Source organism: Streptomyces diastaticus subsp. diastaticus (genome assembly GCF_011170125.1).
Taxonomy (GTDB): Bacteria; Actinomycetota; Actinomycetes; order Streptomycetales; family Streptomycetaceae; genus Streptomyces; species Streptomyces diastaticus.
Genome location: NZ_BLLN01000005.1, coordinates 1,747,611 through 1,773,027 on the forward strand (window position 1 = coordinate 1,747,611; position 25,417 = coordinate 1,773,027).

At 73.6% G+C, this 25,417-nt stretch carries 22 protein-coding genes and 1 pseudogene; 9 read left to right on the forward strand and 14 right to left on the reverse strand.

All coding sequences use genetic code 11. The annotated features are described in order from the left end of the window. Positions 1-132 precede the first annotated feature (132 nt). Positions 133-672 carry a hypothetical protein gene (locus Sdia_RS24935; RefSeq protein WP_100455103.1) on the reverse strand — a complete coding sequence of 180 codons (540 nt, stop codon included), beginning with the start codon at positions 670-672 and terminating at the stop codon, positions 133-135. Between the two features lie 378 nt (positions 673-1,050). Here Sdia_RS24935 and Sdia_RS24940 point away from each other — a divergent pair, with 378 nt between their 5' ends. Further along, on the forward strand, positions 1,051-1,656 hold the full coding sequence (locus Sdia_RS24940) for a YceI family protein (RefSeq protein ID WP_115068130.1): 606 nt from the start codon (positions 1,051-1,053) through the stop codon (positions 1,654-1,656). A gap of 724 nt (positions 1,657-2,380) precedes the next feature. Here Sdia_RS24940 and Sdia_RS24945 read toward each other — a convergent pair. Continuing rightward, on the reverse strand, positions 2,381-2,758 hold the full coding sequence (locus Sdia_RS24945) for a cupin domain-containing protein (protein WP_100455101.1): 378 nt from the start codon (positions 2,756-2,758) through the stop codon (positions 2,381-2,383). 124 nt (positions 2,759-2,882) lie between these two features. Here Sdia_RS24945 and Sdia_RS24950 point away from each other — a divergent pair, with 124 nt between their 5' ends. Then, positions 2,883-3,365 carry an SRPBCC family protein gene (locus tag Sdia_RS24950; RefSeq protein WP_100455100.1) on the forward strand — a complete coding sequence of 161 codons (483 nt, stop codon included), beginning with the start codon at positions 2,883-2,885 and terminating at the stop codon, positions 3,363-3,365. Positions 3,366-3,814: 449 nt separating this feature from the next. Beyond that, entirely contained in the window at positions 3,815-4,489 is a 675-nt protein-coding gene (locus Sdia_RS24955; RefSeq protein WP_100455099.1) for an SMI1/KNR4 family protein, read from the forward strand. 264 nt (positions 4,490-4,753) lie between these two features. Here Sdia_RS24955 and Sdia_RS24960 read toward each other — a convergent pair whose 3' ends face one another. The 3 genes from Sdia_RS24960 to Sdia_RS24970 form a co-directional block, all read right to left on the reverse strand. Continuing rightward, a complete protein-coding gene (locus tag Sdia_RS24960; RefSeq protein WP_229831699.1) occupies positions 4,754-5,536 on the reverse strand; it encodes a hypothetical protein in 783 nt (260 codons plus the stop codon). A gap of 397 nt (positions 5,537-5,933) precedes the next feature. Continuing rightward, a complete protein-coding gene (locus Sdia_RS24965; protein WP_100455098.1) occupies positions 5,934-6,464 on the reverse strand; it encodes a VOC family protein in 531 nt (176 codons plus the stop codon). Positions 6,465-7,344: 880 nt separating this feature from the next. Continuing rightward, on the reverse strand, positions 7,345-7,770 hold the full coding sequence (locus Sdia_RS24970; RefSeq protein ID WP_115068129.1) for an ATP-binding protein: 426 nt from the start codon (positions 7,768-7,770) through the stop codon (positions 7,345-7,347). Positions 7,771-7,882: 112 nt separating this feature from the next. Here Sdia_RS24970 and Sdia_RS24975 point away from each other — a divergent pair, with 112 nt between their 5' ends. The 3 genes from Sdia_RS24975 to Sdia_RS24985 all read left to right on the forward strand — a co-directional run bounded on the left by Sdia_RS24975 (position 7,883) and on the right by Sdia_RS24985 (position 11,335). Then, on the forward strand, positions 7,883-8,707 hold the full coding sequence (locus Sdia_RS24975) for a helix-turn-helix domain-containing protein (RefSeq protein WP_185393442.1): 825 nt from the start codon (positions 7,883-7,885) through the stop codon (positions 8,705-8,707). Continuing rightward, positions 8,704-8,970: a DUF397 domain-containing protein gene (locus tag Sdia_RS24980; RefSeq protein WP_115068127.1), complete on the forward strand. Its 267-nt coding sequence runs from the start codon at positions 8,704-8,706 to the stop codon at positions 8,968-8,970. Before Sdia_RS24975 ends, Sdia_RS24980 begins: the two co-directional genes overlap by 4 nt. A 79-nt stretch (positions 8,971-9,049) precedes the next feature. Further along, positions 9,050-11,335, forward strand: a complete 2,286-nt coding sequence (locus Sdia_RS24985; protein WP_164495070.1) for a terpene synthase family protein — start codon at positions 9,050-9,052, stop codon at positions 11,333-11,335. A gap of 66 nt (positions 11,336-11,401) precedes the next feature. On the opposite strand, the gene Sdia_RS24990 is transcribed toward Sdia_RS24985, so the two are convergent. The 6 genes from Sdia_RS24990 to Sdia_RS25015 form a co-directional block, all read right to left on the reverse strand. After that, positions 11,402-12,760, reverse strand: a complete 1,359-nt coding sequence (locus Sdia_RS24990) for a hypothetical protein (RefSeq protein WP_100455093.1) — start codon at positions 12,758-12,760, stop codon at positions 11,402-11,404. A gap of 189 nt (positions 12,761-12,949) precedes the next feature. Continuing rightward, a complete protein-coding gene (gene cimA / locus Sdia_RS24995) occupies positions 12,950-14,722 on the reverse strand; it encodes a citramalate synthase (RefSeq protein ID WP_229830062.1) in 1,773 nt (590 codons plus the stop codon). A 695-nt stretch (positions 14,723-15,417) separates the two neighbouring features. Beyond that, complete coding sequence (locus Sdia_RS25000) at positions 15,418-16,272, reverse strand: hypothetical protein (RefSeq protein ID WP_115068126.1); 855 nt, start codon at positions 16,270-16,272, stop codon at positions 15,418-15,420. 366 nt (positions 16,273-16,638) lie between these two features. Then, positions 16,639-17,727, reverse strand: a complete 1,089-nt coding sequence (locus tag Sdia_RS25005) for a branched-chain amino acid aminotransferase (protein ID WP_100455091.1) — start codon at positions 17,725-17,727, stop codon at positions 16,639-16,641. A 420-nt stretch (positions 17,728-18,147) separates the two neighbouring features. Continuing rightward, positions 18,148-19,188 carry a 3-isopropylmalate dehydrogenase gene (locus Sdia_RS25010; protein WP_115068125.1) on the reverse strand — a complete coding sequence of 347 codons (1,041 nt, stop codon included), beginning with the start codon at positions 19,186-19,188 and terminating at the stop codon, positions 18,148-18,150. Positions 19,189-19,315: 127 nt separating this feature from the next. Beyond that, on the reverse strand, positions 19,316-19,453 hold the full coding sequence (locus Sdia_RS25015; RefSeq protein ID WP_164495069.1) for a hypothetical protein: 138 nt from the start codon (positions 19,451-19,453) through the stop codon (positions 19,316-19,318). A 625-nt stretch (positions 19,454-20,078) separates the two neighbouring features. Between Sdia_RS25015 and Sdia_RS25020 the strand changes: the two genes are divergently transcribed. Genes Sdia_RS25020 through Sdia_RS25030 form a run of 3 tightly spaced genes read left to right on the forward strand, consistent with a single transcriptional unit; the run spans position 20,079 to position 22,854 of the window. After that, positions 20,079-20,789, forward strand: a complete 711-nt coding sequence (locus Sdia_RS25020) for a CDP-alcohol phosphatidyltransferase family protein (protein WP_185393441.1) — start codon at positions 20,079-20,081, stop codon at positions 20,787-20,789. Further along, positions 20,786-21,649 carry a phosphatidate cytidylyltransferase gene (locus tag Sdia_RS25025; RefSeq protein WP_100455089.1) on the forward strand — a complete coding sequence of 288 codons (864 nt, stop codon included), beginning with the start codon at positions 20,786-20,788 and terminating at the stop codon, positions 21,647-21,649. Before Sdia_RS25020 ends, Sdia_RS25025 begins: the two co-directional genes overlap by 4 nt. Further along, complete coding sequence (locus Sdia_RS25030; RefSeq protein WP_100455088.1) at positions 21,646-22,854, forward strand: lysophospholipid acyltransferase family protein; 1,209 nt, start codon at positions 21,646-21,648, stop codon at positions 22,852-22,854. Before Sdia_RS25025 ends, Sdia_RS25030 begins: the two co-directional genes overlap by 4 nt. A 22-nt stretch (positions 22,855-22,876) precedes the next feature. Here the strand turns inward: Sdia_RS25030 and Sdia_RS30415 are convergent, their stop codons facing one another. The 3 genes and pseudogenes from Sdia_RS30415 to pruA all read right to left on the reverse strand — a co-directional run bounded on the left by Sdia_RS30415 (position 22,877) and on the right by pruA (position 25,413). Next, on the reverse strand, positions 22,877-23,284 hold the full coding sequence (locus tag Sdia_RS30415) for a tyrosine-protein phosphatase (RefSeq protein ID WP_258565543.1): 408 nt from the start codon (positions 23,282-23,284) through the stop codon (positions 22,877-22,879). Between the two features lie 118 nt (positions 23,285-23,402). Beyond that, positions 23,403-23,555: pseudogene (locus tag Sdia_RS30420) on the reverse strand (tyrosine-protein phosphatase); the annotation flags it as partial. 226 nt (positions 23,556-23,781) lie between these two features. Next, positions 23,782-25,413 (reverse strand): L-glutamate gamma-semialdehyde dehydrogenase, encoded by a 1,632-nt coding sequence (gene pruA, locus Sdia_RS25040; protein ID WP_100455087.1) that lies wholly within the window; start codon positions 25,411-25,413, stop codon positions 23,782-23,784. Positions 25,414-25,417: the final 4 nt, after the last annotated feature.

Below are 25,417 nucleotides of genomic sequence, written 5' to 3' on the forward strand. Positions count from 1 at the left end.
GGGACCCCACAAGCGGACGCGCCCGGGGCGGGGCATCCCTTGGCGCGCCCGACGGCTGACACCCACCGGAGGACCGGGGTCCGCCCGCCGAGGTGGACGGCGGGCGGACCCCGGAGGGGACCGGCGGGCCGGTCAGCAGCCGCCGCAGTTGTGGAAGGTCACGTCCCAGTGGTTGCCCTCGTTGGCGTAGATGTTGCCAGAGGCGGACTTGTACTGGGCGGCGCCGTCGCCGCGCTGGCCGATGTAGGTGAAGTGACCGGTGACGTAGTTGTTCAGGCAGGTGGCCTTGGCGAAATCGAGCTTGTAGCCGTTCCAGTGCGAGTAGGTGCCGCTCGCGTGGCCGGTCTCGGTGCCGCCGGTGATCCTCAGGGCACAGCCGCTCGCCGACTTGAGGGTCTGGGCGCCCTGGGCCGAGGCGAGGTTCAACTGGTCGAACGAGGTGCAGGTCGAGACGTTGCGGTTGGAGCAGCCGCCCGAGGACGACCACGTGATCCCTGAGGAGGAGAACCGTGAGGTGGCCTGGGCATGAGTGATCTTGGTGACGGCCGCGCCGTACTCGGCGGCGGCGCCGGCGGGGGCCGGAGCGGCGGTGGCGGCGGTGGCGGTGCCGATGACGCCGAACCCGGCTCCCGCGACGAGGGCGAGGGCGCTCAGCGCCGAGCGGATCTTCATGGGGTCCTCCTTGCGTGGCGTGCGGGGCACGCGGCGGTGGGGGGTGCGTGGGGGTGGTGCGGAGGCCGTACGGGGCGGAGCAGAGGCATAGTGCCCGAGTTCTACGCGTGTCACCAGGGGGTCCAACCCACCAGTTCCAGCCAACTCGGGGGCGCACCCCGACCGCGTGCGTCCGCGCGCCACCGAAGCCCGGAACGCGCTCACCGGCACCGGCCGGCCCGGCCCGGCGCCAGAGGGCCTCGGCCAGGGTTCAGCACCCACCCGAGCAGAGATGTTGAAAGTTGAACGGAAACGCGTTACCGTCGAACTCGTTGAACATTCAACAGCTTCTCCCCCGCTCCGGAGTCCGCCCGGAGCACGTCCCCCAAGGAGCACACCATGGGCATCTTCGGCCGCAAGAACGACACCGCCGCGACCGCCGCGACCAGCGCCGTCAACCCGGACCTGGCCGCGCTGACCGGCACCTACACGATCGACCCGGCGCACACCACGATCGGCTTCGTGGCCCGCCACGCCATGGTCACCAACGTCAAGGGCGGCTTCGCCGACTTCACCGGCACGCTGGAGCTGGACGGTGCGGACCCGGCGAACTCCTCCGCCCGGATCGACGTGACCATGGACTCGATCGACACCGGCAACGCCGACCGCGACGGTCACCTCAAGAGCGCCGACTTCTTCAAGACCGACGAGTTCCCGCAGATGACCTTCCGCTCCACGAAGGCGGAGGCGCTCGGCGGGGACGACTACCGGATCACCGGCGACCTGACCATCCTCGGCACCACCCGGCCGCTCTCCATCGACCTGGAGTTCAACGGCGCCGCCAAGGACCCGTTCGGCAACGAGCGCGTCGGTTTCGAGGGCACCGCCTCCATCCTGCGCTCCGAGTGGGGCCTGACCTGGAACGCGGCCCTGGAGACCGGTGGCGTCCTCGTCTCCGACAAGATCAAGCTGGCCTTCGACATCTCGGCGATCAAGAACGCCTGACCCCTCCCGGCCGGGCCGGCCGGACGGCCCCCGGCCCACGGACCCGCAGAACCACAGGGGCACGGGGCCCTGGAGCCCCGAGAGCGCGCCCGCCCTCCCTTCCGGAGGGCGGGCGCTCCTGCGTGCGGCCGGCCGGCGGCGGGCGGCCCGCCCGCCACTCCACCGGTCCGCCGGCACCTCGCCCACCGACGGGGCGCCGCTGGTCGCGAGCGTGGCGAGCCGGCGGACCGAAGCGCCCCGAGGGACAGGCACCGGAGCCCCGCGACTCCACGCCGGCCCGGCACACACGCTCGGCCCTCTGCCCGGCCGGCCACCCCTCTCCGGTCTCACCCGCCGGGGCCGCCGTGCGGCGACGGTCACGCCGCGACCGCCGTGGCGTCCTGACGTCCATGACCGGGGTCACCGTCACGACCGCCATGCCCCGCCGTGAATGCGCTGGTCACGCCCCCGGAACGCCCCGCACGTTCGGGTGACACCAAGGGTGGCGCGGACGGTGCCGGGTAGCTGACGGTCGGAGCCGAGAGGCGGGCGCGTGGGTGTGCGGGCGGAGCGGATGCCGCTCGCCCACCCCGGCCGACGCGCCCTCCGCCGACCCCTCGGCGCCACCCTCCGCCCTCTCCTCACCGCTCCCCGCCGGGGTCGTCCCCCCGCTCCGTACGGGGGTGGCCCGGAGAGGGCGGTCCGGGGGGTGCCGCGTCGGGGCGCGGCGCGGGACGGCGGCGCGCTACCCGGCCGCGGTCTCCGGGACGCGGTAGCCCGGCACGGAGGGCCAGCGCACCGTCATGACGACCGACGGCTCCTCGGCCTCCCAGGAGTGGTCGACGCCCTTGCCCCAGATCACGTACTGCCCCTGTTCACTCAGGACCACGTCCCGGCCGGGGAACTCCATGCGGAAGCGGCCGCTGACGAGGACGAGCAGCGCCTGCCGTTCCTCGCCCCGCACCCAGGCGGCGCGTCGGTCGCCGGCCTCGTGGACGCCCCATTTGATCTCCACGGCCTCGTTGTGGCGCGGGTCGTCCGGCGCCTTGAAGTGGCCCATGATCCACCCGGCGTCCAGCGCGGCCTCCGTGGGGGCGTCACCCACGTACACGTTCTCGCTCATCCTCCGGACGGTAGTACACGTGAGGGTGGTCTCCCCGGGGGCTGGAGGGTGGCCGGGCCGGGGCGGCTTTGGTTGGCTGGGGTGGTCCTGCTGACGCGTTGTACGACTGAGGGGGTTGAGGGACGTGAGGAGCACAGCGGAGGTCTCCGTGGCGGCCGTGATCGAGGCGGAGCCGAAGGCGGTCTACGAGCGGGTCGCCGACGTGGCGTCGATGGGCCGGTGGAGTCCGGAGTGCGTGCGGACGGCGGCGGGCGTCGGGCCCGCACCGGTGGGCGCCGAGTTCAAGGGTGTCAACAAAGGCCCGAGCGGGCGCAGTTGGTCGACGCGCTGCCGGGTGATGGTGGCGCGGCCCGGTGAACGGTTCACCTTCCGGGTGCGGTTCTGGGGGATGCCGGTGGCGACCTGGGACTACCGCTTCCGTCCGGTCGGCGACGGCACCGCGACCGAGGTGACCGAGACGGCCGTGGACCAGCGGAACCGGCTCCTGTGGTTCCTCGGTTCGGCGGTCAGCGGCGTCTGGGACCGGAGCGCGCACAACGCAGAGACCATGCGCCGCACCCTGGAGCGTCTCCGCGAGACGCTGGAGGCGGAGCGACGGACGGGGTGAGGCCCGGCCGGTACGGGGCCCTGGGGCAGGCCGGCCCGCACCCCGCGGGCGCGGGCTCCGCCGCCTCGTCGCGAGGGCGGGGCCTGGCGCCGGACACCACGACTGCCGCGCGCACCGGCGGCCTGAAGACCTTCCTCGCGCCTGACGAGGAACGGGCCGCCCGAGCGCGGTGTTCGCCGTCCACGTGGCAGTCGTCGCCCGTATCAGCCCCGGGGCCGGCAGGGTCCCCGTCGAGTTGCGCGACGTCCGGCGGCAGTCCGGCCGCTCCTCGTGCGGAGCGGCCTGGCGTGGAGGGCGCCCCGTCCGGCCGGAGCGGTCAGGATGGCCGCCCGCGACGGAACCGCCCCGGCGGGCCGGGACCGCGGCACGGGCGAAACCGCGGGGGCCGTACGCCCCGGGGCTGACGTCCGGCCGGCCTCCTGTCGGTGGCGTGTGGTGGGATCGGTCGTATGAGCGACGACGGGACGAGGACGGCCGGGGACGAGGCGCGCGCCGAGGCGGTGCGGGAGGCGTGGGCGCGCATCGACGCGTGGATGCGCGCCCACGCACCCGATTCCTACGAGGAGTTGGCCCCGCCCGCCGGTCCGGCGGCGGTCGAGGCGGCCCAGGCGGAGCTGGGGGTGCGGTTCCCGGCCGATCTGCTCGCCTCGCTCGCCTGCCATGACGGACTGCGCCACTGGGCCAACTGCCTGCCGGTCCGCCCGCCCCTGCCGGTCTCCGAGATCGTCGGTCACTGGCGGATGTGCGTGGAGATCGACGAGGCCAACCGCGCCGACGGGGAGGGCCGGGAGCCCGAGGACGAGGAGCCGTGGTGGCACCCGCAGTGGGTCCCGTGGGCGCAGAGCGACGGCGACGCCCAGATCATCGATATGCGCCCCGGTCCGGACCAGGGCCGTCTGGGCATGGCGTACCACGACGACTGCGGCGTGTTCGAAGGCGGCTGGCCGTCGCTGTCGGCGTACCTCACCGAGGTCGCGGAGGTTCTGGAGAAGGGCGGTGCCGTCGGCGGCACCTGGGTGCCCTACCTGACGTGCGACGGCGAACTGTGGTGGTCCCTCAAGGACGAGACCGAGCTGAACGGCGAGCCGCTGACCCCCGCTCCGGCGCCGGCGGCGGCTTCCTGACGCCCTGCCGGGCCGGTACGCACCCCGCCTGAAGCAGGCCCGACCGGTCCCCGTGCGGGTCACGGAAGACGGCCACGATCCCGTGTGTCTCCCGCCGGGGTGCCTCCTCGAAGGCCGCCCCGGCGGCGCGCGGCGGGGCGTGCTCGCCCGCGGAGTCCTCGGTGCGGAGGAGGAATCCGGCCCCGCCGCCCGTCTGATCGCCCACCCGGGCGGCCTGTTCCGCAGCGGTCGCCTTCGCGGGGGCCGGACGGGAGCTACCCGCTGCTACTTCACGGCGACGTGGTCCCCGCTCGACGACCTCGCTCCGGAGGTCGAGTTGCCGTGGTACGTCCAGCGCCACGTCCCCGTCCCGGTGGCCTTGACCATGGTCTTGAGGGCGCCCTTGCTGTTCGACCTCGCCTTCTTGACCGTCTTGTACGAGGAGGCTCCCGCGGGCCTGAACTGGAGGCTGACGGTGCGGCCGGCGTAGCCCTGGTAGGTGTGCTTGTCCCAATCGGCGCGGGTGACGGTCCCGGTCACGGTGAGGGTCTTGCCCTTGGTCACCGGCTCCGGCGAGGCGTTGACGGTGAGGCGGGTGGCCCGCTTGACCTGTAGCGGCAGGTTCTCGTCGTCCACGTCGTGGCCGCCGCCGGCCAGCGAGATCCGGGCGCACGTCTTCCAGGTGCCGGCGTCCTTGTTCTTGAGGCCGGCGTGCCGCGGGTGGATGGAGAACGCCACGGCGAAGTCGTAGACGCCCTTCACGGGGTCCACGACCTCGGGGTCGCCGCCCCCGAGGGCGCTCCAGAGCTCTTCCCCCTTCCCGAGCTTCCCCCGGTAGGGGTGCACCATGGGGACGCCCTTGAACGTGAGTTCGGTCGTCATCCGGCCGGAGGCGGGTACCTCGACCTCTTCCTTCACCCCGATCACGATCGGCTTGCCGCTGTTCACCTTGACCCTGGTGAAGGAGACACCGCCCTCCGCCGCCCCGGCCGGCACCGCCGTCAGTCCGGTGAACACGACCGCCGCTCCGCCGGCCACCGCCGTTCTCCACATCGTCTTCCGCGTCATCGAACCCGACCCGACCTCTCGCCACCGCGTGGACAGGCGCGCAGGCGCCCCGGCCGGAGCTCGGTCTCTCGGCCAATGGTGGGACATGAGAGGGCCGTGCGAGGTTGTGCGCGGTGCGGGACACGATGTGATCACTGAGGCGTCCGGGCCGGGGCCGCGCTGCCGGCGCCGGGCGGTGGGACGGTCCGTACGCGTGACGACGGGGTGGACCGGCCGGCGCCGACCCGGTGCGGGCGGCGGAGCGACAGGGCGCGCCGGAGTGCCCCGGGCCGTACGAGCGACCGGTGCGGGCCCACCGGTCGCGAGGGACGCCGGCCACGGCGGCGGCAGCGTGCGGACCGTCACGTCCAGGCGCGCCGAGACCTGCCCCACGGCCGGGCCGCCGGCGCCAGGGGTGTCAGCCATGCCTCCCGCCGGGACCGTCGCCGGGCGGGGTGATGCCCATGGCCGCGAGGTTCCGCGCCTCCTGGCCGGCCGGGTCGAAGGGCTTCGCGGCGGTGAGGACGACCCGTGCGTTCTCGGGGGTGACGACCTCCACGTCGCGGGTGTTCCAGGGCGTGTCCCGGGGCCCGTCGACCGCGTCCGGGCGCAGCGCGCGGCAGGCCGCGGCGAGGGAGTCGACCTGGTCGAGCACGCCGGAGAAGCTGAAGCTCATCGCGGGCGGCTGCTCCGGGACGCTCGGCGCCGCGACCAGCAGCACGTCCTGGAAGGCCCACCGGCGCAGATGCACGAGCGTGCCGGGGACCACGAACAGCTCGAAGAAGCCGAGACCCCGGGTCCAGAACTCCACCGACGCCGCCAGGTCGGTCGTGGGGACGTTCACGAAGGCGGGCATCCCGTAGATGCCCCGGAAGGGCTCCGGCGGCACCGCGTCGGGGCCGGGAGCGGGCACGGGACTGATCTCGAACGCGTCGTAGTAGTCGCTCATGTGCCCCAGCGTCCGGCCTCACGCCGCGTGAGGGTCAAGCCGGGACCGTGCGCCCCGACGAGCCCGAACCCGGGAAGGTGGTACCCCGGAAAAATGATCGGACGGCCGGAGCGGCTCCGTGCCAGGCTGGCCCTTATGACGACCTGCCGAAAGGCCCGTGCCGCGTAAGCCGCCGGGCAGGGTGCGAGCCGGACTTCCCCGGCCGCGCAGGCCCTACGAGAAGTCACCCGTGATCGACGGGCTGTCGGGCGGGACCTCGGCCGAGGTGGCCCGACTGGAGCGCTCGCGGAATTGTCTGTGGCCGGGCGCCGTGGCCGAGGCCGTACGCGCCTGGGCCGGGCATGTGAGGTTGCCGAGGGGGCGCACGTGGCCGCACGCCGGGTGCGCCCCCTGTTACTGCTGCCCAGACCCGTGGGAGGCCCGGGAGTCGCTGGACCGGGTCGCCCGCGCCCTGTCACGGCGCGGGGCGCGCGAACTGCGGCGCGTGGTGGCCCGGCACGACCAGCTCTGGGACCCGGCGCCCGCGTCGTACCGGGATGAGGGGCCCTGGTGAGGCGAGGTTTCGCCCCCTTCGGCGCGCACGTCCGCACACTGGCCGCGATCACGTCGCCGAGGCACTGGCCGGCGGCCTCCGGGAGGGGGTCGCGGCCGGTCACCGGGCCGAGGTGACCGTGCGGAGGCGCCGGAACGGTGAGGGCGGCGCGGCCCGGCGGGACCACGCGGTACCCGGCGACGGCACCCGGGGCCGGGGGCCGGCCGTTCTGGGGGCCGAGCGGCTCCGGCCGCCTCGGCGGTCCCTTGCCGAGCACAAGCCCCCTCCGCCGGCGCTCCGTCGAGGCCGCCCGGCGGACCCGACACCCGGTGGAGGAACTGAGGGGGGTCACCTTCCCAAGTGGTGGACGGGCAGAGGACGGAAGGAGCACCAGACGCTCTTGCCCGGGTCGCGCTCCCCCACCCCCCAGTCGTCGGCGAGGGCGGAGACCAGGAGCAGGCCCCGGCCGGACTCGGCCTCGTCGCCGGGGGCGCGGGTCGCGGGGTGCCCGTCGCCACTGTCGTGGACCTCGACGCGTACGCCGCCGTCGTCGGCCCGGAGCACGAAGAGCCGGAAGCCGCGTCCCGGCGGGACGCCGTGGAGCAGGGCGTTGGTGGCCAGTTCGCTCACGCAGAGCAAGACGTCGTCGCGGGGCACGCGGGCGTCCCAGTCGTCCAGCACGGCGGCGGTGAAGTCCCTGGCTGCGGGGACGGATCGGCGCTCGCGGCGGTAGAAGCGCTCGCAGCGCGCGGGGAGTCGGGTTTCGGTTTCCACCCTCCTAAGGTCACCCAACGTCACTAGCCTTGTGCAGGGCGTCGACCCGTACAAATCCGTTGTACGGGTCGTGCCGGGTGCGCGACGGGGCGCGTCGGGAGATGGAGTGCGTATGCAGCAGCGAAAGAAGTCCAGCAAGAAGGTCACGTCGTGGGAAGTGCTCGGCAAACAACTGGCCGAGTTCCGGCGGGTGGCGGGGCTGACCCAGGGGCAACTGGCGGACCTGGCGAGGGTCGGCGAGGACACGGTCTCCTCCGTCGAGCAGGGCAGACGACGGCTACAGGCCGACTTGGCCGAGCGGCTGGACACGATCCTGGAGACCAAACGCGCACTGAGCACAGCGGTGTCGACGATCCCGACGCACGAGCGGTATCCGCTGTTCGCCCAGGACTTCATCGAGCACGAGCAAACGGCCGTCACCATCCTCTCGTACGAGAGCCACGTCATCCCCGGCCTGCTGCAAACGTCGGAATACGCACGGACCGTGTTCGGCAACGCGTATCCGCCCTTGACAACGCAGGGCCTGGAAGAAGCGGTGCAAGCCCGTGTCGACAGGAAGCAGATACTGTCTCGCGATATTCCTCCGATGATGAGCTTCATCATTGAGGAGAGCGTGCTGCTAAGGCACTTGGGCGACCCGCAGGCGATGTCACAACAGATCCAGCATCTCCGAGACTGCGCCGACCTGCCCTGTCTGAGTCTCCAAGTCATGCCAACGAACACTGACGCCCACGCAGGGCTGGCCGGTCCCCTCGTTCTGCTGGAAACGCCGGACCACGACCACCTCGCCTACATCGAGGGACACCACAGGGGCTTCATGGTGGACGACCAAGATGAGGTCAGTGCGTACCAACAGAAGTATGGGATGCTGCGGGCGCAGGCCCTCTCACCTCAGAAGACAAAGGACCTGCTGAACACACTGCTTGGAGTGAAATGACCGGCGCCCCTTCGCTTAGCCAGCCACTCTCTTGGTTCAAGTCCAGCTACAGCAGCGACGCGGGTGGCAACTGCATCGAGGTCGCCTACGACTGGCGCAAGTCCAGCTACAGCGGGAGCGAGGGCGGCAACTGCGTAGAGGTCGCCGCCCACCCCACCACCGTCCACGTCCGCGACTCCAAGGTCCCGGCAGGCCCCGTCCTCGACGTCGCCCCCGCCGCCTGGGCGGCGTTCGTACACGCGACCGCCGGTCCACTCGTATGACAACACCGCCGTCCGGCTGACCGGTCGGACGGGCGGGTAGTGATCGGGCCGCCGGAATCACCGTGTGGAAGGCCCGACTGTGACACAGCCCTTTGTCCTGCCCGATTTCTACGTGCCGTACCCGGCGCGGCTCAACCCCCATCTGGAAGAGGCGCGCGCACACGCCCGGGAGTGGGCGGACGAGATGGGGATGCTGGAGGGGTCGGGCGTCTGGGACCTGGCCGACCTGGAGGCCCATGACTACGCGCTGCTGTGCGCGTACACGCATCCGGACTGCGACGGGCCGGCGTTGTCGCTGGTGACCGACTGGTACGTGTGGGTCTTCTTCTTCGACGACCACTTCCTGGAACTGTTCAAGCGGACGCAGGACCGTGAGGGCGCGAAGGCGTACCTGGAGCGGCTGCCGGCGTTCATGCCGATGGATCTGGCCGACGGTTTCCCGGAGCCTCGGAATCCGGTGGAGGCGGGGCTCGCGGACCTGTGGGCGCGGACGGTTCCGGCGATGTCCGAGGACTGGCGGCGCCGCTTCGCGCTCTCCACGGAGAACCTGCTCAACGAGTCGATGTGGGAGCTGTCCAACATCAACGCGGGCCGCGTCTCCAACCCGCTGGAGTACATCGAGATGCGCCGCAAGGTCGGCGGCGCGCCGTGGTCGGCGGGGCTGATCGAGTACGCGGCGCAGGCCGAGGTGCCGGAGGCGGTGGCGTACTCGCGGCCCCTGCGCGTGCTGACCGACGCCTTCTCGGACGGCGTCCACCTGCGCAACGACCTCTTCTCCTACCAGCGGGAGGTCGAGGAGGAGGGCGAGCTGAGCAACGGCGTCCTCGTGCTGGAACGGTTCCTGGAGTGCACCACGCAGGAGGCGGCCGAGGCCGTCAACGACCTGCTGACCTCACGGCTCCAGCAGTTCGAGAACACCGCGCTGACCGAACTGGGGCCGCTCTTCGCCGACAAGGGGCTGAATCCGGCCGAGTCCGCCTCGGTGCTGGCGTACGTGAAGGGGCTCCAGGACTGGCAGTCGGGCGGCCACGAGTGGCACATGCGCTCCAGCCGTTACATGAACGAGGGCGCGGTCGACGGCGGGGAGGCACCGCCGACACCGGGTGGTTCGCCGGGGGCGCTGGCGGCGGCGCTGCTGGGCGGGACGCTGGGCACCTCCGCGCTGGACGTGCGGTCGTTCTTCGGGCGTCCGGCGCGGCAGCGGGCGCGCAGCTTCTCGCACGTGCCGTACCAGAGGACCGGGGCCTCCCTGCTGCCGGACTTCAAGCTTCCGTTCCCGACGCGGCTCTCGCCGGCGATGGAACAGTCCCGGGTCGACACGGTGGAGTGGGCGCACCGGATGGGGCTGCTCGTGCCGCAGCCGGGGGTGCCCGGTTCGGACGTGTGGGACGAGGAGGCGCTGGCCGGGTACGACTTCCCGCTCTGCGCGGCCGGGCTGCACCCGGAAGCCGACCTGGAGGAGCTGGACCTCGCCTCGCAGTGGCTGACCTGGGGCACGTACGGCGACGACTACTACCCGGCCGTCTTCGGCCGCACCCGGAACTTCGCCGGGGCCAAGGTCTGCACGGACCGGCTGCGGGACTTCATGCCGGTCGAGCAGCCGTCGGCGGGGCCGGTGCCGACCAGTGCCCTGGAGCGCTCGCTCGCCGACCTGTGGGTGCGGACCGCCTCGGCGATGCCGGAGAAGGCGCGCCGCGAGTTCCGTAAGACCATCGAGGTCATGCTCGACAGCTGGGTCTGGGAGCTGGACAACCAGGCGATCGGCCGCATCCCCGACCCGATCGACTACATGGAGATGCGCCGTGCCACCTTCGGCTCGGACCTGACGATGAGCCTGTGCAGGCTGCGCCACGGCAACATCGTGCCGGAGGAGGTGTACCGCTCGGGCACCGTCCAGGCGATGGAGAAGGCCGTCTCGGACTACGGCGCACTGATCAACGACGTCTTCTCTTACCAGAAGGAAGTGGAGTTCGAGGGCGAGATCCACAACGCCGTCCTCGTCACCCAGAACTTCTTCGACTGCGACTACCCGACCGGGCTGGCGTACGTGGACGCGCTGATGAACGCGCGGCTGGAACAGTTCCAGCACATCGTCGCCCACGAACTGCCCGTGCTGTACGAGGATTTCCAACTGGACGCGGCGGCCAGGAAGGTGCTGGACGGGTATGTGCGCCAGTTGGAGAACTGGCTGTCGGCCATCCTGACCTGGCACCGGGGCTGCGTGCGGTACAAGGAGGAGGACCTGAGCCACCACTCCCCCGGCGTGCGGCGCGTGATCGAGGCCGCGCCGCGCGGGATCGGGCCCAACGGGCTCGGCCCCTCGACGCTGGGCACGGCGGCCGCCCGGGTGTTCGCCGGGGGGTGAGCCGGGCCGGGGGCGCCGCTTCGTGCTGCGGGCGCCCCCGGACTCGTCACCGCTGAGCCGCCGGGGTCAGAAGCCGCCACCGAAGTCGCCGCCTCCACCGCCGAAACCGCCGCCGTCGCCGAAGCCACCGCCGAAGTCGCCGGGGTCGAAGTCGGAGCCGGAGACGTCGCCGCCCTCGTAACCGCCGCCCGCCCCGCCGTCGCCGAAGCCCTCGGCCGAGCCGTAGTCGGCGGCGTAGGCGGGGGTCATCATCATGTGGCCGAGCATCGTGCCGGCGAGCAGGCCCGGCAGCAGGCCGCCACCGAAGTAGCCGCCCGCCCACGGGCCGTACGCCGGACCTGCCTCCCAGTACGGGCGGCGGCCTCCCCCGTCGGACTCGACGGTGCGGATCTCGGGCGCCTCGCCCTGCTCCAGCCGCGCCTGGTCCGCCGCGCAGACGGGCACCTCTCGGGGCGCGCCGCCGGCCGGGGCCCAGGTGACGTCGGCGACCGAGAGGCCGTGGCGCGGGTCGAAGAAGCACGGCGAGCGGCGCACGGGCAGTTCGCGGCCATCGCGGCGGGCGTCGAGCACGGCGAGCGCGAACCGGCCGTCCTCCAGCGCCTTGGTCACCTCCCGCACGTCCTCGGGTTTCCCCGCGTGGTCCATGAGGGACTTGGCGTTCTCGTACGCGTCGAGGGCGCGCTCGTAGTCGCCGCGCATCTCGTCGGTGGCGCCGGGCTCCGAGGGCCGGAAGTCGAGCCGCTCCAGCTCTTCGCCGAACGCGGTGATGTCCTCGTCCACCACCACCCGCAGCTTGTCGAGCGCCTCCCGCTGGGCCTGCGCACGCCGGTTCTTGGTACGCCGCGTCAGCGTGTAGGCGGCACCGCCGACGACCACGGCGGCGATGCCGAGGCCGAGCCAGGTCGAGCCGGGTACGCCTTCGCGGGCGGACCAGGAGGCGGGGGCGCGGCCGCCCATGTTCTGGGTGGCGTTGCCGACCAGGCCGGAGAGCTGGTCGGCAGCCGGGGTGGTGCCCTGGAACCGGGACTGGAGGTTCTGGGTGGCCTGCGGGGACAGGACCGACCGGTCGGCGCGGACGTGCAGGTCGTCACCGATGCGCAGCACGTACAGGCCGGTGATGCCGGTGTCGCCGCGCAGGTCGTTCATCGTCCGGTCGACGTCGTCGGTGAAGGTGGCGGGGAGGACCGCGACGAAGATCGCCTTGTCGCTCTCCTGGATCTCCTGGGAGAGATCGCGCGCCTGGACGTCGGAGAGCTGGTCCGAGACGTCCGGGTCCACGAAGACGGGACCCTCGCGCCAGGCCGTGGCGACCTCGGAGACGGTCGCGCGGCCGGGGGCCCGCTCCGGGGCGGCGGCGACGGCCGGGGAGTGCGCGGACGGCGCGGCCGCGGCGGGCACGGCCGTCGCTCCGGCGGTGCCCAGCACGAGAAGAGGCCCGGACACCATGAGGGCGCCCCGGCGTACGGACTGGCGGACTGCGGCTCGCCTCATACCCCCACGCTAACCCGGGTCGGGGCGAAGCGCGTCGGACGGGCGGGCGGGAGGCCCGCGAGGCGGGGCGGCGGACGCGACCGGGCGGCGGGGCCGGGGAGGGCCCCGCCGCCTCGGCGGGGACTACTCGACGGGCGCGACGCCGGCCCGGAGCAGGCCGTAGGTGTAGGCGTCCTCCAGGGCGTGCCAGGAGGCGGCGATGACGTTCTCGGCGACGCCGACCGTGGACCACTCGCCGTCCCCGTCACCGGTGGAGATCAGGACCCGGGTGGTGGACTCGGTGCCGGAGCGGCCCTCCAGGATGCGGACCTTGTAGTCCCGCAGTTCGAACTTGGCGAGCTGCGGATAGATCCGCTCCAGGGCGACGCGCAGGGCGCGGTCCAGGGCGTTGACGGGGCCGTTGCCCTCGGCGGTGGCGAGGATGCGCTCGCCCTTGGCCCAGAGCTTCACGGTCGCCTCGTTGGCGTGCGTGCCGTCGGGACGGTCCTCGGTGATCGCCCGCCACGACTCGACGCGGAAGAACCGGGACGGGGCCTCGCCCTCCGCTCCCCCGTGGGCACCGCGGCGCAGCTCGTCGCGGAGGAGGAGTTCGAAGGAGGCGTCGGCGGCCTCGTAGGAGTAGCCGGCCAGCTCGCGCTCCTTGACCCGCTCCACGACACGGCCGACCAGGGCACGGTCCTCGCCGAGGTCGATCCCCAGCTCCTTGCCCTTCAGCTCGATGGAGGCGCGGCCGGCCATGTCGGAGACGAGCATCCGGATGCGGTTGCCGACCAGCTCCGGGTCGATGTGCTGGTACAGGTCGGGATCGACCTTGATCGCGGAGGCGTGCAGGCCGGCCTTGTGGGCGAAGGCGGAGACGCCGACGTAGGGCTGGTGCGTGGAGGGGGTGAGGTTGACGACCTCGGCGATGGCGTGCGAGATGCGGGTCATCTCGGCGAGGGCGCCCTCGGGCAGGACGGTGCGGCCGTACTTCAGCTCCAGGGCGGCGACGACCGGGAAGAGGTTGGCGTTGCCGACGCGTTCGCCGTAGCCGTTGGCGGTGCACTGGACGTGGGTGGCGCCCGCGTCGACGGCGGCGAGGGTGTTGGCCACGGCGCAGCCGGTGTCGTCCTGGGCGTGGACGCCGAGGCGTGCACCGGTGTCGGCGAGGACGGTGGCGGTGACGGCCTGGATCTGCGCGGGCAGCATCCCGCCGTTGGTGTCGCAGAGGACGACGACATCGGCGCCCGCCTCGCTCGCGGCCCGGACCACCGACTTGGCGTACGCCGGGTTGGCGGCGTAGCCGTCGAAGAAGTGCTCGCAGTCGACGAAGACCCGGCGGCCCTGGTCGCGCAGGTACGCCACGGTGTCGCGGACCATGGCGAGGTTCTCGTCGAGGGTGGTGCGCAGGGCCAGCTCGACGTGGCGGTCGTGCGCCTTGGCGACCAGGGTGACGACCGGGGCACCCGAGTCGAGGAGTGCCTTGACCTGGAGGTCGTCGGCGGCGCTGCCGCCCGCGCGGCGGGTCGCGCCGAAGGCGACGAGTTGCGCGTTGCGGAAGGTGATCTCCTCGCGGGCGCGGGCGAAGAACTCGGTGTCGCGCGGGTTCGCCCCGGGCCAGCCGCCCTCGATGAAGCCCACCCCGAAGTCGTCCAGGTGCCGGGCGATCGTCAGCTTGTCGGCGACGCTGAGGTTGATGCCCTCGCGCTGGGCGCCGTCGCGGAGCGTGGTGTCGAAGATGTGCAGGGGGCGCGCGACGGCGGCGTCCACGGCGGCGGTGTCCGGCACGGCGACGTGGGTTCCGGCGGACGCGGGGCGCGCCCCGTCACCGCCTCGTACGTCGCGCGCGACCTGCGGTTCCGTCGCGGCCGACGGGGCGCGGTCAGCGGGTTCCTCGGGGGTGGCCTGGCTGGTCATGCGGTGGTGACTCCTGTCGGGTGAGTGGCTCCGGAATGCTTGGCTCCACTTGCCCCCATCCTCTCGTGCGCCTCGCCGCGGCCCGGTCGGGGCCGACAAACGAAAAGACCCCTCGCGGGTGCGAGAGGTCTGCGCGCGGGTCTGGGGCACGGTGGCCGCGTCGCACGTGGTGGTGCGGGGCGGTCACTGCGGACCGGCGCGCCTGCTGCCGATAATCATGGCGAACGTGGGCACGGGACCAGTCTTCCACAGGGCGCCCGACCTCTGGTCGCCCGTCTCAGGATGCGAACGCGGCGTCTCCCGTGCGGCGGGTGGAGGGGGCGAAAGGCGCGAGGGCCCGCACAGCGAATCCCACGTCCTTCCCCCTCTCCCCCTCGTCCGGCTTCCGGTCCGCGCTCGCCTCGTCCCGGGGACTCCGCCCGCGCGGCCGAGAGCCCCCGAAGGCTCCGCCCACGGGTAGGGCGTCACCCCCGGTACGAAGACGCCGCGAGGCGTGGGGCCCGTGCCGTCGTCAGGCCAGGGCCCCACGGGGGTTCCCACGAGATCCGTCCCCTGGGGTCCCACGAGGTCCGCCCCCTGGGCTTCCCGGGAGGTCGGTCGCCACGGGTTCCCGGGGGGGGCCAGTCCCCACAGGTTCCCGGGAGGCCGGCCCACACAGGTCTCGGGAAGGTCAGTCCCCACAGGCCCCCGGGAGGTCAGTCCTCCGCCGCGTCGTCGGCTCCGTCGTCCAGGATGATGCGGATGACCCCGCCCTGGCTGGTGAGGTTGACCAGCCGACCGGCCACCCGCTGGTAGTAGGCGGTGGCCATGGCCCAGTCCACCGTGTTCACGGGGGCCTTCTCGATCCTCTCCCACAGCCCGATCAGGGCGGCCACCAGGGAGCGTCCCGACAGCGAGGTCCGGACGCGTCCGTCCTTGGTCTCCTCGACCTGGAAGGGATGCCGGAAGTGCTGGTGTCCGACGGCGAGGTCGGCGAACCACTCCCAGGTGTCGCGGTGCGCGAGGAGCTCGGCGGAGGCGAGACCGGCTGCCCGAAGCAGCAGCAGCCCGTGCTCGCCCTCGGGGCCGAGCCCCGCCTGTCCCGAGCGGCCCGGACCGCAGGGGTGCGGCGCCGCGGGCGCGGCGGCCTGCGGCCCGTCCCCTCGGTAGACGGCCCAGATCGCCGCCTTCAGGTCGTCGTGGTGCGGCGGGCGCTCGCCGCCGTCGAGGTCTGCCATGTCGTCCCCCCGAGAAATGCCGCCGGCTGCCGGATGCTGTTCGTTCCCACCGTGGGCGAAGGCGCCCCGCCCGTCCGCCCGGTGAACGGCCTTCGTGCCGCCCGCCCCCGAAGCCGCCTCGGGCTGGGTCGCCCGGTCTCGTTCCGCGAGTGCGCGGAGGAGCGGAACGACGGCGGACAGCTCGGCCACGCCCTCCCGGATGGCGCGCAGGTCGGCGTTGGCCTCCGTCTGGAGGCGGAGGCCCTGCCGGGTCTCTCCCCGCAGCCCCTTCAGCTCCCCCTGCGTCTGTTCCAGCGCTTCCTTCCACTGTCCGGTCGCCTCCGTGTGCGACACGGCCAGACCTTGCTGTGATTCATGGCACCGCTGCGCGGCCTCCAGTGCCGTTCGCAGCGCTTCCCGTATGCCTGAGAGTTCCTGGAGGACCTCTGGCTTCCACCTCATGCGTACCTCTTGTTACTCAGTGTTGCGACCGGTCGTATCTCCCCATCAATCACCTGGGAAACACGCCGGTTTCCGGCCCTTCTCCGGCAACCGGATCGGGCCATCGCATGAGCGGCCGAGCCTCCGTCCCCACCGTGCCGGCCGTGCCGGTCCCCAGGCGGCGCGACCCTGCCTGGAGCACCCCGCGCTCGGGCCCGGCGAAGAGCGGCCCCGCCGGTCCGCACTCGGACCGGCGGGGCCGCTCTTCGGTGATCAGGTTCAGCCCAGCGGGTGCATCCACCCGTGCCGGTCCTCCGCGCGCCCCGTCTGGAGGGCGAGGAGGGCCTCGCGGAGGCGGAGGGTGACCTCGCCGGGTTCACCGTCGCCCTGGGTCCACTCGTCGGTGGCGGTCTTGACCCTGCCGACGGGGGTGATGACGGCGGCGGTGCCGCAGGCGAAGACCTCGGTGAGGGCGCCGCTGCGGCTGTCCTCGCGCCACTGGTCGATGGAGACGCGACCCTCCTCCGCCTGGTGGCCGAGGTCGGCGGCGAGGGAGAGGAGGGTGTCACGGGTGACGCCGGCGAGGAGGGAGCCGGTGAGGGCGGGGGTGACGAGACGATCGCCGTAGACGAAGCAGAGGTTCATGCCGCCCAGTTCCTCGACCCACTTGTGCTCGACGGCGTCGAGGTAGGCGACCTGGTCGCAGCCCTCGGCGGCGGCCTCGGCCTGGGCGAGGAGGGAGGCGGCGTAGTTGCCGCCGGTCTTGGCGTCGCCGACGCCGCCGGGGACGGCGCGGACGCGGTTCTCGGAGAGCCAGATGGAGACGGGCTTGACGCCGCCGGGGAAGTACGCGCCGGCCGGGGAGGCGATGACCACGAAGAGGTACTCGTCGGCGGGCCTGACGCCGAGGCCGACCTCCGTGGCGATCATGAAGGGCCGCAGGTAGAGCGACTCCTCACCGCCGTGCGGCGGGACCCATGCCTTGTCCTGGGCGACCAGCAGGTCGCACGCCTCGATGAAGGTCTCGACGGGCAGCTCGGGCATGGCCAGACGGCGCGCGGAGGCCTGGAAGCGGCGGGCGTTGGCGTCGGGGCGGAACGTCGCCACGGAGCCGTCGGGGCGGCGGTACGCCTTCAGGCCCTCGAAGATCTCCTGGGCGTAGTGCAGGACGTTGGTGGCGGGGTCGAGGGAGAGCGGTCCGTAGGGGACGAGCTGGCCGTCGTGCCAGCCGCGGCCCTCGGTCCACTTCACGGTGACCATGTGGTCGGTGAAGTGCCGGCCGAAGCCGGGGCGGGCGAGGATCGCCTCGCGCTCGGCCGCCGGGAGCGGGTGCGCGGAGGGCTTCAGTTCGATCGTCGGCGTCGTCATGAGTGGTGTCCTTCACGTGTGGTGGTGACGGACCGCGCTCACGCCCGTACCTCTGCGTGGCGTGCGGCCGGGGTGCTGTCTCGCACTCCGGTCCGCTGCGTGCCACACGGACGTCCGGTATCGCCTCATTCTCCGCGGCCCCACGTTCGATTATCGCGCCGGAAGGGGCGGTGAGGGAACGCCGGGGAGGCCCCCTCCCCCGCCGTCCGTGTCGCGTGCGGCGACGCGCCGGGCGGAGGACGGTGGGGAAACGGGAGGACGAAACGGTGGGCGCGGGGCCGCGGCGCGCACGGCGCGGGGGCGGTACGCGGGCGGGACGGGGTGAGCGCGGGCTCTGGGTGCCGGCACCCGGGGCCGCCCATGGGGAAGCCGCCGGGTTGTCCCGTGGGGACCCGGCGGCTTCGGGGTGCGTGCGCCGGGTCAGCCGGCTACTCGTCCGGCGAGCGCGTCGCCGACGGCGTCGGTGGACCGCGCGGTGCCGTCGCGCTCCGCGAGGTCGGCGGAGACGGCCTCCTCGATGCGGGCGGCCTCGGCCTCGTAGCCGAGGTGCCGCAGCAGGAGGGCGACGGAGAGGATGGTGGCGGTCGGGTCGGCCTTGCCCTGTCCGGCGATGTCGGGGGCGGAGCCGTGGACCGGTTCGAACATCGACGGGAACTCACCCGTCGGGTTGACGTTGCCGGAGGCGGCCAGGCCGATGCCGCCGGTGACGGCCGCGGCGAGGTCGGTGATGATGTCGCCGAAGAGGTTGTCGGTGACGATGACGTCGAACCGCTCCGGCTGGGTGACGAAGAAGATCGTCGCGGCGTCGACGTGCAGGTAGTCGGTGGCGACGTCGGGGTACTCGGCGGCGACCTTGTCGAAGGTGTTCTTCCAGAGGTGCCCGGCGAAGACCAGCACGTTGTTCTTGTGGACCAGCGTGAGCTTCTTGCGAGGGCGTGCCTGGGCGCGGGCGAAGGCGTCGCGGACGACGCGCTCCACGCCGTACGCGGTGTTGACGCTGACCTCGGTGGCGACCTCGGCGGGGGTGCCGGTGCGCAGCGAGCCGCCGTTGCCCGTGTACGGGCCCTCGGTGCCCTCGCGGACCACCACGAAGTCGATCTCCGGACGGCCGGCCAGCGGGGTGGCGGTGTTCGGGAAGAGCTTCGAGGGGCGGAGGTTGACGAAGTGGTCGAAGGCGAAGCGGAGCTTCAGCAGCAGGCCGCGCTCCAGGACGCCGGAGGGGACCGAGGGGTCGCCGATGGCGCCGAGGAGGATCGCGTCGTGCTGCTTGAGCGCCTCCAGCTCCGCGTCGGGCAGGGTCTCCCCCGTACGGTGCCAGCGGCGCGCGCCGAGGTCGTACTCCTTGGTCTCCAGCTTCACATCCTCGGGGAGGACGGCGTTGAGGACCTTCAGACCCTGGGCCACGACCTCCTGGCCGATGCCGTCACCGGGGATCACTGCGAGATTGATGCTGCGAGACATGGTCGCACCCTACTCCTCGTCCCACGGGGTGACACGGACCGTCCATGATGCGGACGGTCGGCGAGTCCGGGGCGGTACACGCCTCCCGCCCGGCACCGAGGGCCGGGCGGGTGCGGGGCCGAGCGGCTCAGTGACCGGTGGCGCCGCCGTTGTCGCGGCGGTCCAGGGCTCGCTGGAGGGCCGCGGCGGCGTTGCGGCGGTCGGTCTCGGTGGCCCGGTGGGCGCGGCGGGAGCGGCGGGCGGCGGAGGTCGTCTCTGCGGACATGGGGAGACTCCTTTGAGATCGCTGGGATCGCTGGGGCCGGACGGAATCGCCGGGAACGGCGGGTGGCGCTGGGCCTGAGGGGACGGGGCACACGCTTCGGACCGCCCCGGGGACCGCCGGCGCCGCACGGGACGGCTCCGGCCCCGGTACGGCGCCGGCGGGACGGCGCGGACCGGTCCGCGCACCAGGATCGAGAACCCCGCGACCGGAACCCGCGGCCACGAGGGCGGCCACCGGGCGATCGCACGGGAGGTCGAAGCGCCGGAAGGGACGGGGCTCCGGGCCAGCAGGGATTGCCTGCTCGTGGCGCGGGGCGCATCCGTCATTCGCTGGTTCCAGCGAGACGTTCGGCTCCTACAAAGCTAGACCCGGGGCGCGCTTCTGTCTCCACAGTTACTCGGACTTCCTACTATCTGAGACGGCTTCTTCCGGACACGCCCCCGGTGAGCCGCCCGCGCGCCCCTTCCGCGCCAGCTCACGCCGGGTTTTCCCTGGACAGAACGGCATCCTCCGGAAGAGTGGCCCGTCCCACACCGCCCCGCTCCCGCACCCCGGCCGGCGTACTCAGGGCCTCTGAGTACCCGCACCGTTCCGGCGGCCCCACCCCGGCGGGAGAGTCGGTCCCATGTACGGCCTCTACGCACTCAAGCCCTGGTACGCGGCCCGGCTCGCCGGTGTGCGCGGGGCGCTCGCCCGGCGCCGGGTCTCCCCCGACGCCCTCACCGCCGCCGGGATCGGCGCGGCCTCGGCGGCCGGCGCCGCCCTCGCGCTGCTCCCGGCGGGCTGGGCGGGCGCGCCCGTCGCGGTGCTGCTCGCGGCACGGCTCGCCTGCGCCAACCTCGACGGCGCGCTGGCCCGCGACACGGGCCGCAGCACCCGGCGCGGCGCCCTGCTCAACGAGACGGGTGACCGGGCCGCCGACCTCGTGGTCGTCGCGGCCTTCTGGCCCCTGGCACCGGGCTGGCTGGTCGCGCTGGCCGCCTGCGCGGCGACGCTGCCCTCCTGGGTGTCCCTGGCCGGGGCGGCCACCGGGGCCGTCCGGCTCAACGGCGGGCCGGTCGGCAAGACGGAGCGCTGCCTGCTCGCCGTCGTGGCCGCCGCCACCGGCTGGTACGCCCCGGTCCTCGCGGTGCTCGCCGTGGGCTCCGCCGCCACGGCCGTGCTGCGTGGGGCGCGCCTGTGGCGGGAGCTGGGGGCGGCCGACCGCGACGGGCGCGCGTCGGGCGAGGGGCTCCGCGCCCGCCCCGCGCCCGCGCCCGCGCTCAGCCCCGCCGCACCGTGCCCGCCCGGCGCGCCGGCCACATCCACGACCACGACCACGGGGAGAACGCGATGACCGCCGCCCTCGCCACCGCCGAGCTCCTGGCTCGCGCGGCCCCCGTCGTCGGCGGCGCGCTGGGCCTCGGCGGGGTCGCCGTCGCCGCCCTCCCGGCCCGGGTGCGGCTCCGCACCGAGCTGCGGCGACGGTGGCGTACCTGGGCGCTGGCGGCGCCGCTCTTCCTGGGAGCGTTCCTCGCGGGCCCGCCCGGGGCGTTCGCTCTGGCGGCGGGGCTCGGGGTGGTGGCGGTCGCCGAGTACGCGCGGCTGGCCGGGCTCGGCCGGGGCGAGGGGGCGGTGCTGACCGGGGCGGCGGTGCTGCTGCCACTGCTGGCCTGGCGGGCGCCGGAGCGGCTGGGCCTCCCGGCGGTGGCGCTGCTGCTGGTCGCGGCGGCACTGCCCGCGCTGCTGGACGGCGACGCGGAACGAGGCTTCACCCGGGCGGGGCGCACGCTCCTCGGACTGCTGTGGATACCGGTGGCGCTCTGCGGTCTGGTCCTGCTGGGCCCGGCGGCGCTCGCGGTGGGCGTGGCCGTGTCGTTCGGGGATGTCGGCGCGTGGTGCGGCGGGACGGCGCTGGGCCGCCGGGGGCCGCCGGCCCGGCCGCTGTCGCCGCTCTCCCCGGCGAAGAGCTGGGCGGGTGTGCTGGGCGCGGCGGTGGCGACGGGCGCGGTGCTGGCCGCGCTGGGAGCCTGGTCGGCGGGGCTGTGGGCGGCGGCGCTCGGCGGCTGCGTCCTCGGGGACCTGCTGGAGTCGATGGTGAAGCGCGAGGCGGGGGTGAAGGACGCGGGGAGCTGGCTGCCGGGTTTCGGCGGGCTCCTCGACCGGATCGACTCCCTGCTCGTCGCGCTCGCCCTGGCCGGGATGGTGACGGCGTGAGCGCGGCCGGCGGGCTCACGGCGGCGCCCCGCACCGTACGCCGCGTGCCCCGGGCGGGCGCCCTGCTGCGCCGCCTGCTCTGGTGGTGCGTCCTGAGCCTTACCGGCGGGGTGGAGCGGCGCGGTGCGCTGCCGCCGGGCGGCTGCGTGGTGGTCGCGAACCACGCCTCGCACGCCGACACGGCCGCTCTGCTCGCCACGCTGGACGCGCGGCACGCCCCGCTGATCGGCGCCGCCGCCGACTACTGGTTCGCCTCCCCCTGGCGCCGCCGGGTCTGCGGGCGGCTGGCGGCGGGCTTCCCGGTACGCAGGACCGGTGGCGGCCTCGGCGACCTGCTGGAGCGGACCGCGGAGCTGCGCGCGGGCCGCGCCGTGGTGCTGTTCCCCGAAGGGACGCGAGGCGCGGACGACGGGCGGCTCGGCACCTTCCACCGGGGCGCGCTGCTGCTGGCCCGGGAGGCGGGCGTGCCGGTGGTGCCGGTCGGCATCGCGGGGACGGGGCGGCTGCTGCCCAAGCACGGCCGGCTCCGTCCGGCGCTGGTCCGGGTCCGCGTCGGCGCCCCGCTCGACGCGTCGGCGGGCCCGGAGGAGGCCCGCGAGGCGGTCGGGGCGCTGCACGCCCGTACCCTCGCGGAGCCGCTGCGGGACTCGGCCGTGCGGCGACGGGTGGCGGCGCTGGTCTCCCGGCGCGGCGCGCTGCTCGCGTTCGTGTGGGCGTGCGCGGAGGCGTTGAGCTGGCCGCTGATGCCCGAGCTGCTGCTGGGCGTCGTGTGCGCGGCGGTGCCCCGCTCGGCGCTGCGGGTGTCGTCGGCGGCGCTCGCCGGGAGCGTGGCCGGCGGCCTGCTGGCACTGCACCTGGCGGCGGCGGGCGCCGACCTGCCCGCGCCGCTGACCACGGACCGGATGCGGAGCGAGGCCCGCGTGACGCTGGAGCGGGACGGCGCCCGGGCGGTCCACGCCCAGCCCTGGAACGGCGTCCCCTTCAAGGTGTACGCCGCCGAGGCGGGCCGGGCCCGGACGGATGCCGGGGCGTGGCTGGCGCACAGCACGGCGGCGCGTGGCGTCCGGACGCTCGGCGTGGGCGCCGCGTTCGGCCTCCTCGGTTTTCTGCTGCACCGGCTGCGGCGGTTGTACGGGGTGTACCTCGTACTGCTCGGTGGCGGGTTCGCGGTGGGGCTGGGGCTGATCGTGCGGGGCTGGGCGTGAGGCGGCGTGCCCCGCCCCGGTGTCAGCCCCGGGCCTGTCCCGTGGCCCGGGCCTGTAGCGCCGCGACGGTCGTCCCGGGCACTCCGGCGGCGGCCAGGTAGGCGGCGCCGTCGAACCAGCGGGCGACTTTGAGCATCTCGGCGTAGGGGCTGGTGGCGTGGGCCCGGTAGGCGGCGGCCTGCCGGGCGGCCTCCTCGGCGCGGCCCATGGCGGTGAAGACGGGGGTCATCCGCTCCTCGCTGAGGGCGTAGTCGGCGGCGATCTCCTCGGGGGTGGCGCCGGCGAGGGAGAGCAGGAGCAGGGAGACGAGGCCGGTGCGGTCGCGTCCGGCGGCGCAGTGGAAGGCGACGCCGCCCGGCGCGGCGGCGAGGGCCTCGGCGCTGGCGGCGACGCGCTCGGGGAAGCGGTCGAGGAACGGCCGGTAGTGCAGGGGGGTGCCAGCGCCAGTCGGTGAACCAGGGCTCCCGGAAGGCGGTGTCCTCGATGTCCTCCAGCGGGAGGCGCACGGTGGTGATCCCGTCGGGACGGGGCGTGGCGTCGGTGCCTTGTTCGTCGTCGTTGCGCAGGTCGAGGACGGTGCGTACGCCGTGGGCGTGGGCGGCGGCCCAGCCGTCGGCGGTGAGCTTCTCGACGGAGTCGGCGCGGACGAAGGCGCCGGGGTGTGGCGGCCGAGGCCGCCGAGGTCGCGGACGTTGAAGCAGCCGTCCCGGATCAGGTGGCGGTGGGTGTGCGGATCGGGCGGCGCGGCGGCGGTCATGGCGGGGTCCCCTCCCTCGTCACCCGGCGGCCCGTGGCGCCGCCTGGACACCGGCAGCGTAGAGGTGCCGGCGCCGGACATGACACCGCCCCCGTCCGGTCGGGGGTACCGGGCGGGGGCGGGACAGGGGGGGACCACCGCGTGGGGCGGCGGCCCGGTGGGCCGGAAGGTCAGCCCATGTGCGGGTAGCGGTAGTCGGTCGGCGGGACCAGCGTCTCCTTGATGGCGCGGGTCAGCGTCCAGCGCATCAGGTTCTGCGGGGCGCCGGCCTTGTCGTTGGTGCCGGAGGCGCGGCCGCCGCCGAAGGGCTGCTGGCCGACGACGGCGCCGGTCGACTTGTCGTTGATGTAGAAGTTCCCGGCGGCGTAGCGGAGCTTGTCCATCGTGTACGCGGCGGCCGCGCGGTCGCCCGCGATGACCGAACCGGTCAGCGCGTAGTCGGAGACCGACTCCATCTGGTCGAGCATCGCCTCGTACTGGTCGTCCTCGTAGACGTGGACGGCGAGGATCGGGCCGAAGTACTCGGTGGTGAAGACCTCGTTCTCCGGGTCCGTGCAGGCGATGACGGTCGGGCGGACGAAGTAGCCGACCGAGTCGTCGTAGGTGCCGCCCGCGATGACGGTGCAGGTCGGGTCGGCGGCGGCGCGGTCGATGGCGGCCTTGTTCTTGGCGAAGGACCGCTCGTCGATGACGGCGCCGATGAAGTTCGACAGGTCGGTGACGTCACCCATGGTGATGGCGTCGACCTCGGCCGCGAACTCCTCCTTGAAGCCGTTGTTCCAGATCGAGGCCGGAACGTAGGCGCGCGAGGAGGCCGAGCACTTCTGGCCCTGGAACTCGAAGGAGCCGCGGGTCAGGGCGGTCTTGAGGATCGCCGGGTCGGCGCTCGGGTGGGCGACGACGAAGTCCTTGCCGCCGGTCTCGCCGACGAGGCGCGGGTAGGTGCGGTACTTCTCGATGTTGTTGCCGACCGTCTTCCACAGGTGCTGGAAGGTCCTGGTCGAGCCGGTGAAGTGGATGCCGGCCAGGTCGCGGTGGTTCAGGGCGACCTCGGAGACGGCGAGGCCGTCGCCGGTGACCAGGTTGATGACGCCCTTCGGCAGCCCGGCCTCCTCCAGCAGCTGCATGAGCAGCACGGCGGCGTGGGTCTGCGTCGGGGACGGCTTCCACACGACGACGTTGCCCATCAGCGCGGGCGCGGTCGGCAGGTTGGCGGCGATGGCCGTGAAGTTGAACGGCGTGATCGCGTAGACGAAGCCCTCCAGCGGGCGGTGGTCCATGCGGTTCCACACGCCCTGGGAGTTGGCCGGGGGCTGCTCGGCGAGGATCTGGCGCGCGTAGTGCACGTTGAAGCGCCAGAAGTCGACCAGCTCGCAGGGGGTGTCGATCTCGGCCTGCTGGGCGGTCTTGGACTGGCCGAGCATGGTGGAGGCGGCCAGCGTCTCGCGCCAGGGGCCGGACAGCAGCTCGGCGGCGCGCAGGATGATCGCGGCGCGGTCGTCGAAGGACATGGCGCGCCAGGCCGGGGCGGCGGCGAGGGCCGCGTCGACGGCGTCCTGGGCGTCCTGCTCGGTGGCGTTGGCGCCGGTGCCGAGGACGGCCTGGTGGTTGTGGGGCTGGACGACCTGGAACTTCTCACCGGCGCCGAGGCGCTTGACGCCGCCGATGGTCATCGGCAGCTCGATGGGGTTCTCGGCCAGCTCCTTGAGCTTGGCCTCCAGACGGGCACGCTCGGGGGAACCGGGGGCGTAGCCGTGGACCGGCTCGTTGACCGGGGTGGGGACCTTGGTCACTGCGTCCATGGGT

Coding starts and splice junctions, on each gene's coding strand:
- Sdia_RS24935 (WP_100455103.1), bottom strand. CDS start 672: ATGAAGATCCGCTCGGCGCTGAGCGCCCTCGCCCTCGTCGCGGGAGCC.
- Sdia_RS24940 (WP_115068130.1), top strand. CDS start 1,051: ATGGGCATCTTCGGCCGCAAGAACGACACCGCCGCGACCGCCGCGACC.
- Sdia_RS24945 (WP_100455101.1), bottom strand. CDS start 2,758: ATGAGCGAGAACGTGTACGTGGGTGACGCCCCCACGGAGGCCGCGCTG.
- Sdia_RS24955 (WP_100455099.1), top strand. CDS start 3,815: ATGAGCGACGACGGGACGAGGACGGCCGGGGACGAGGCGCGCGCCGAG.
- Sdia_RS24960 (WP_229831699.1), bottom strand. CDS start 5,536: ATGACGCGGAAGACGATGTGGAGAACGGCGGTGGCCGGCGGAGCGGCG.
- Sdia_RS24965 (WP_100455098.1), bottom strand. CDS start 6,464: ATGAGCGACTACTACGACGCGTTCGAGATCAGTCCCGTGCCCGCTCCC.
- Sdia_RS24975 (WP_185393442.1), top strand. CDS start 7,883: ATGCAGCAGCGAAAGAAGTCCAGCAAGAAGGTCACGTCGTGGGAAGTG.
- Sdia_RS24980 (WP_115068127.1), top strand. CDS start 8,704: ATGACCGGCGCCCCTTCGCTTAGCCAGCCACTCTCTTGGTTCAAGTCC.
- cimA (WP_229830062.1), bottom strand. CDS start 14,722: ATGACCAGCCAGGCCACCCCCGAGGAACCCGCTGACCGCGCCCCGTCG.
- Sdia_RS25005 (WP_100455091.1), bottom strand. CDS start 17,727: ATGACGACGCCGACGATCGAACTGAAGCCCTCCGCGCACCCGCTCCCG.
- Sdia_RS25010 (WP_115068125.1), bottom strand. CDS start 19,188: ATGTCTCGCAGCATCAATCTCGCAGTGATCCCCGGTGACGGCATCGGC.
- Sdia_RS25015 (WP_164495069.1), bottom strand. CDS start 19,453: ATGTCCGCAGAGACGACCTCCGCCGCCCGCCGCTCCCGCCGCGCCCAC.
- Sdia_RS25020 (WP_185393441.1), top strand. CDS start 20,079: ATGTACGGCCTCTACGCACTCAAGCCCTGGTACGCGGCCCGGCTCGCC.
- Sdia_RS25025 (WP_100455089.1), top strand. CDS start 20,786: ATGACCGCCGCCCTCGCCACCGCCGAGCTCCTGGCTCGCGCGGCCCCC.
- pruA (WP_100455087.1), bottom strand. CDS start 25,413: ATGGACGCAGTGACCAAGGTCCCCACCCCGGTCAACGAGCCGGTCCAC.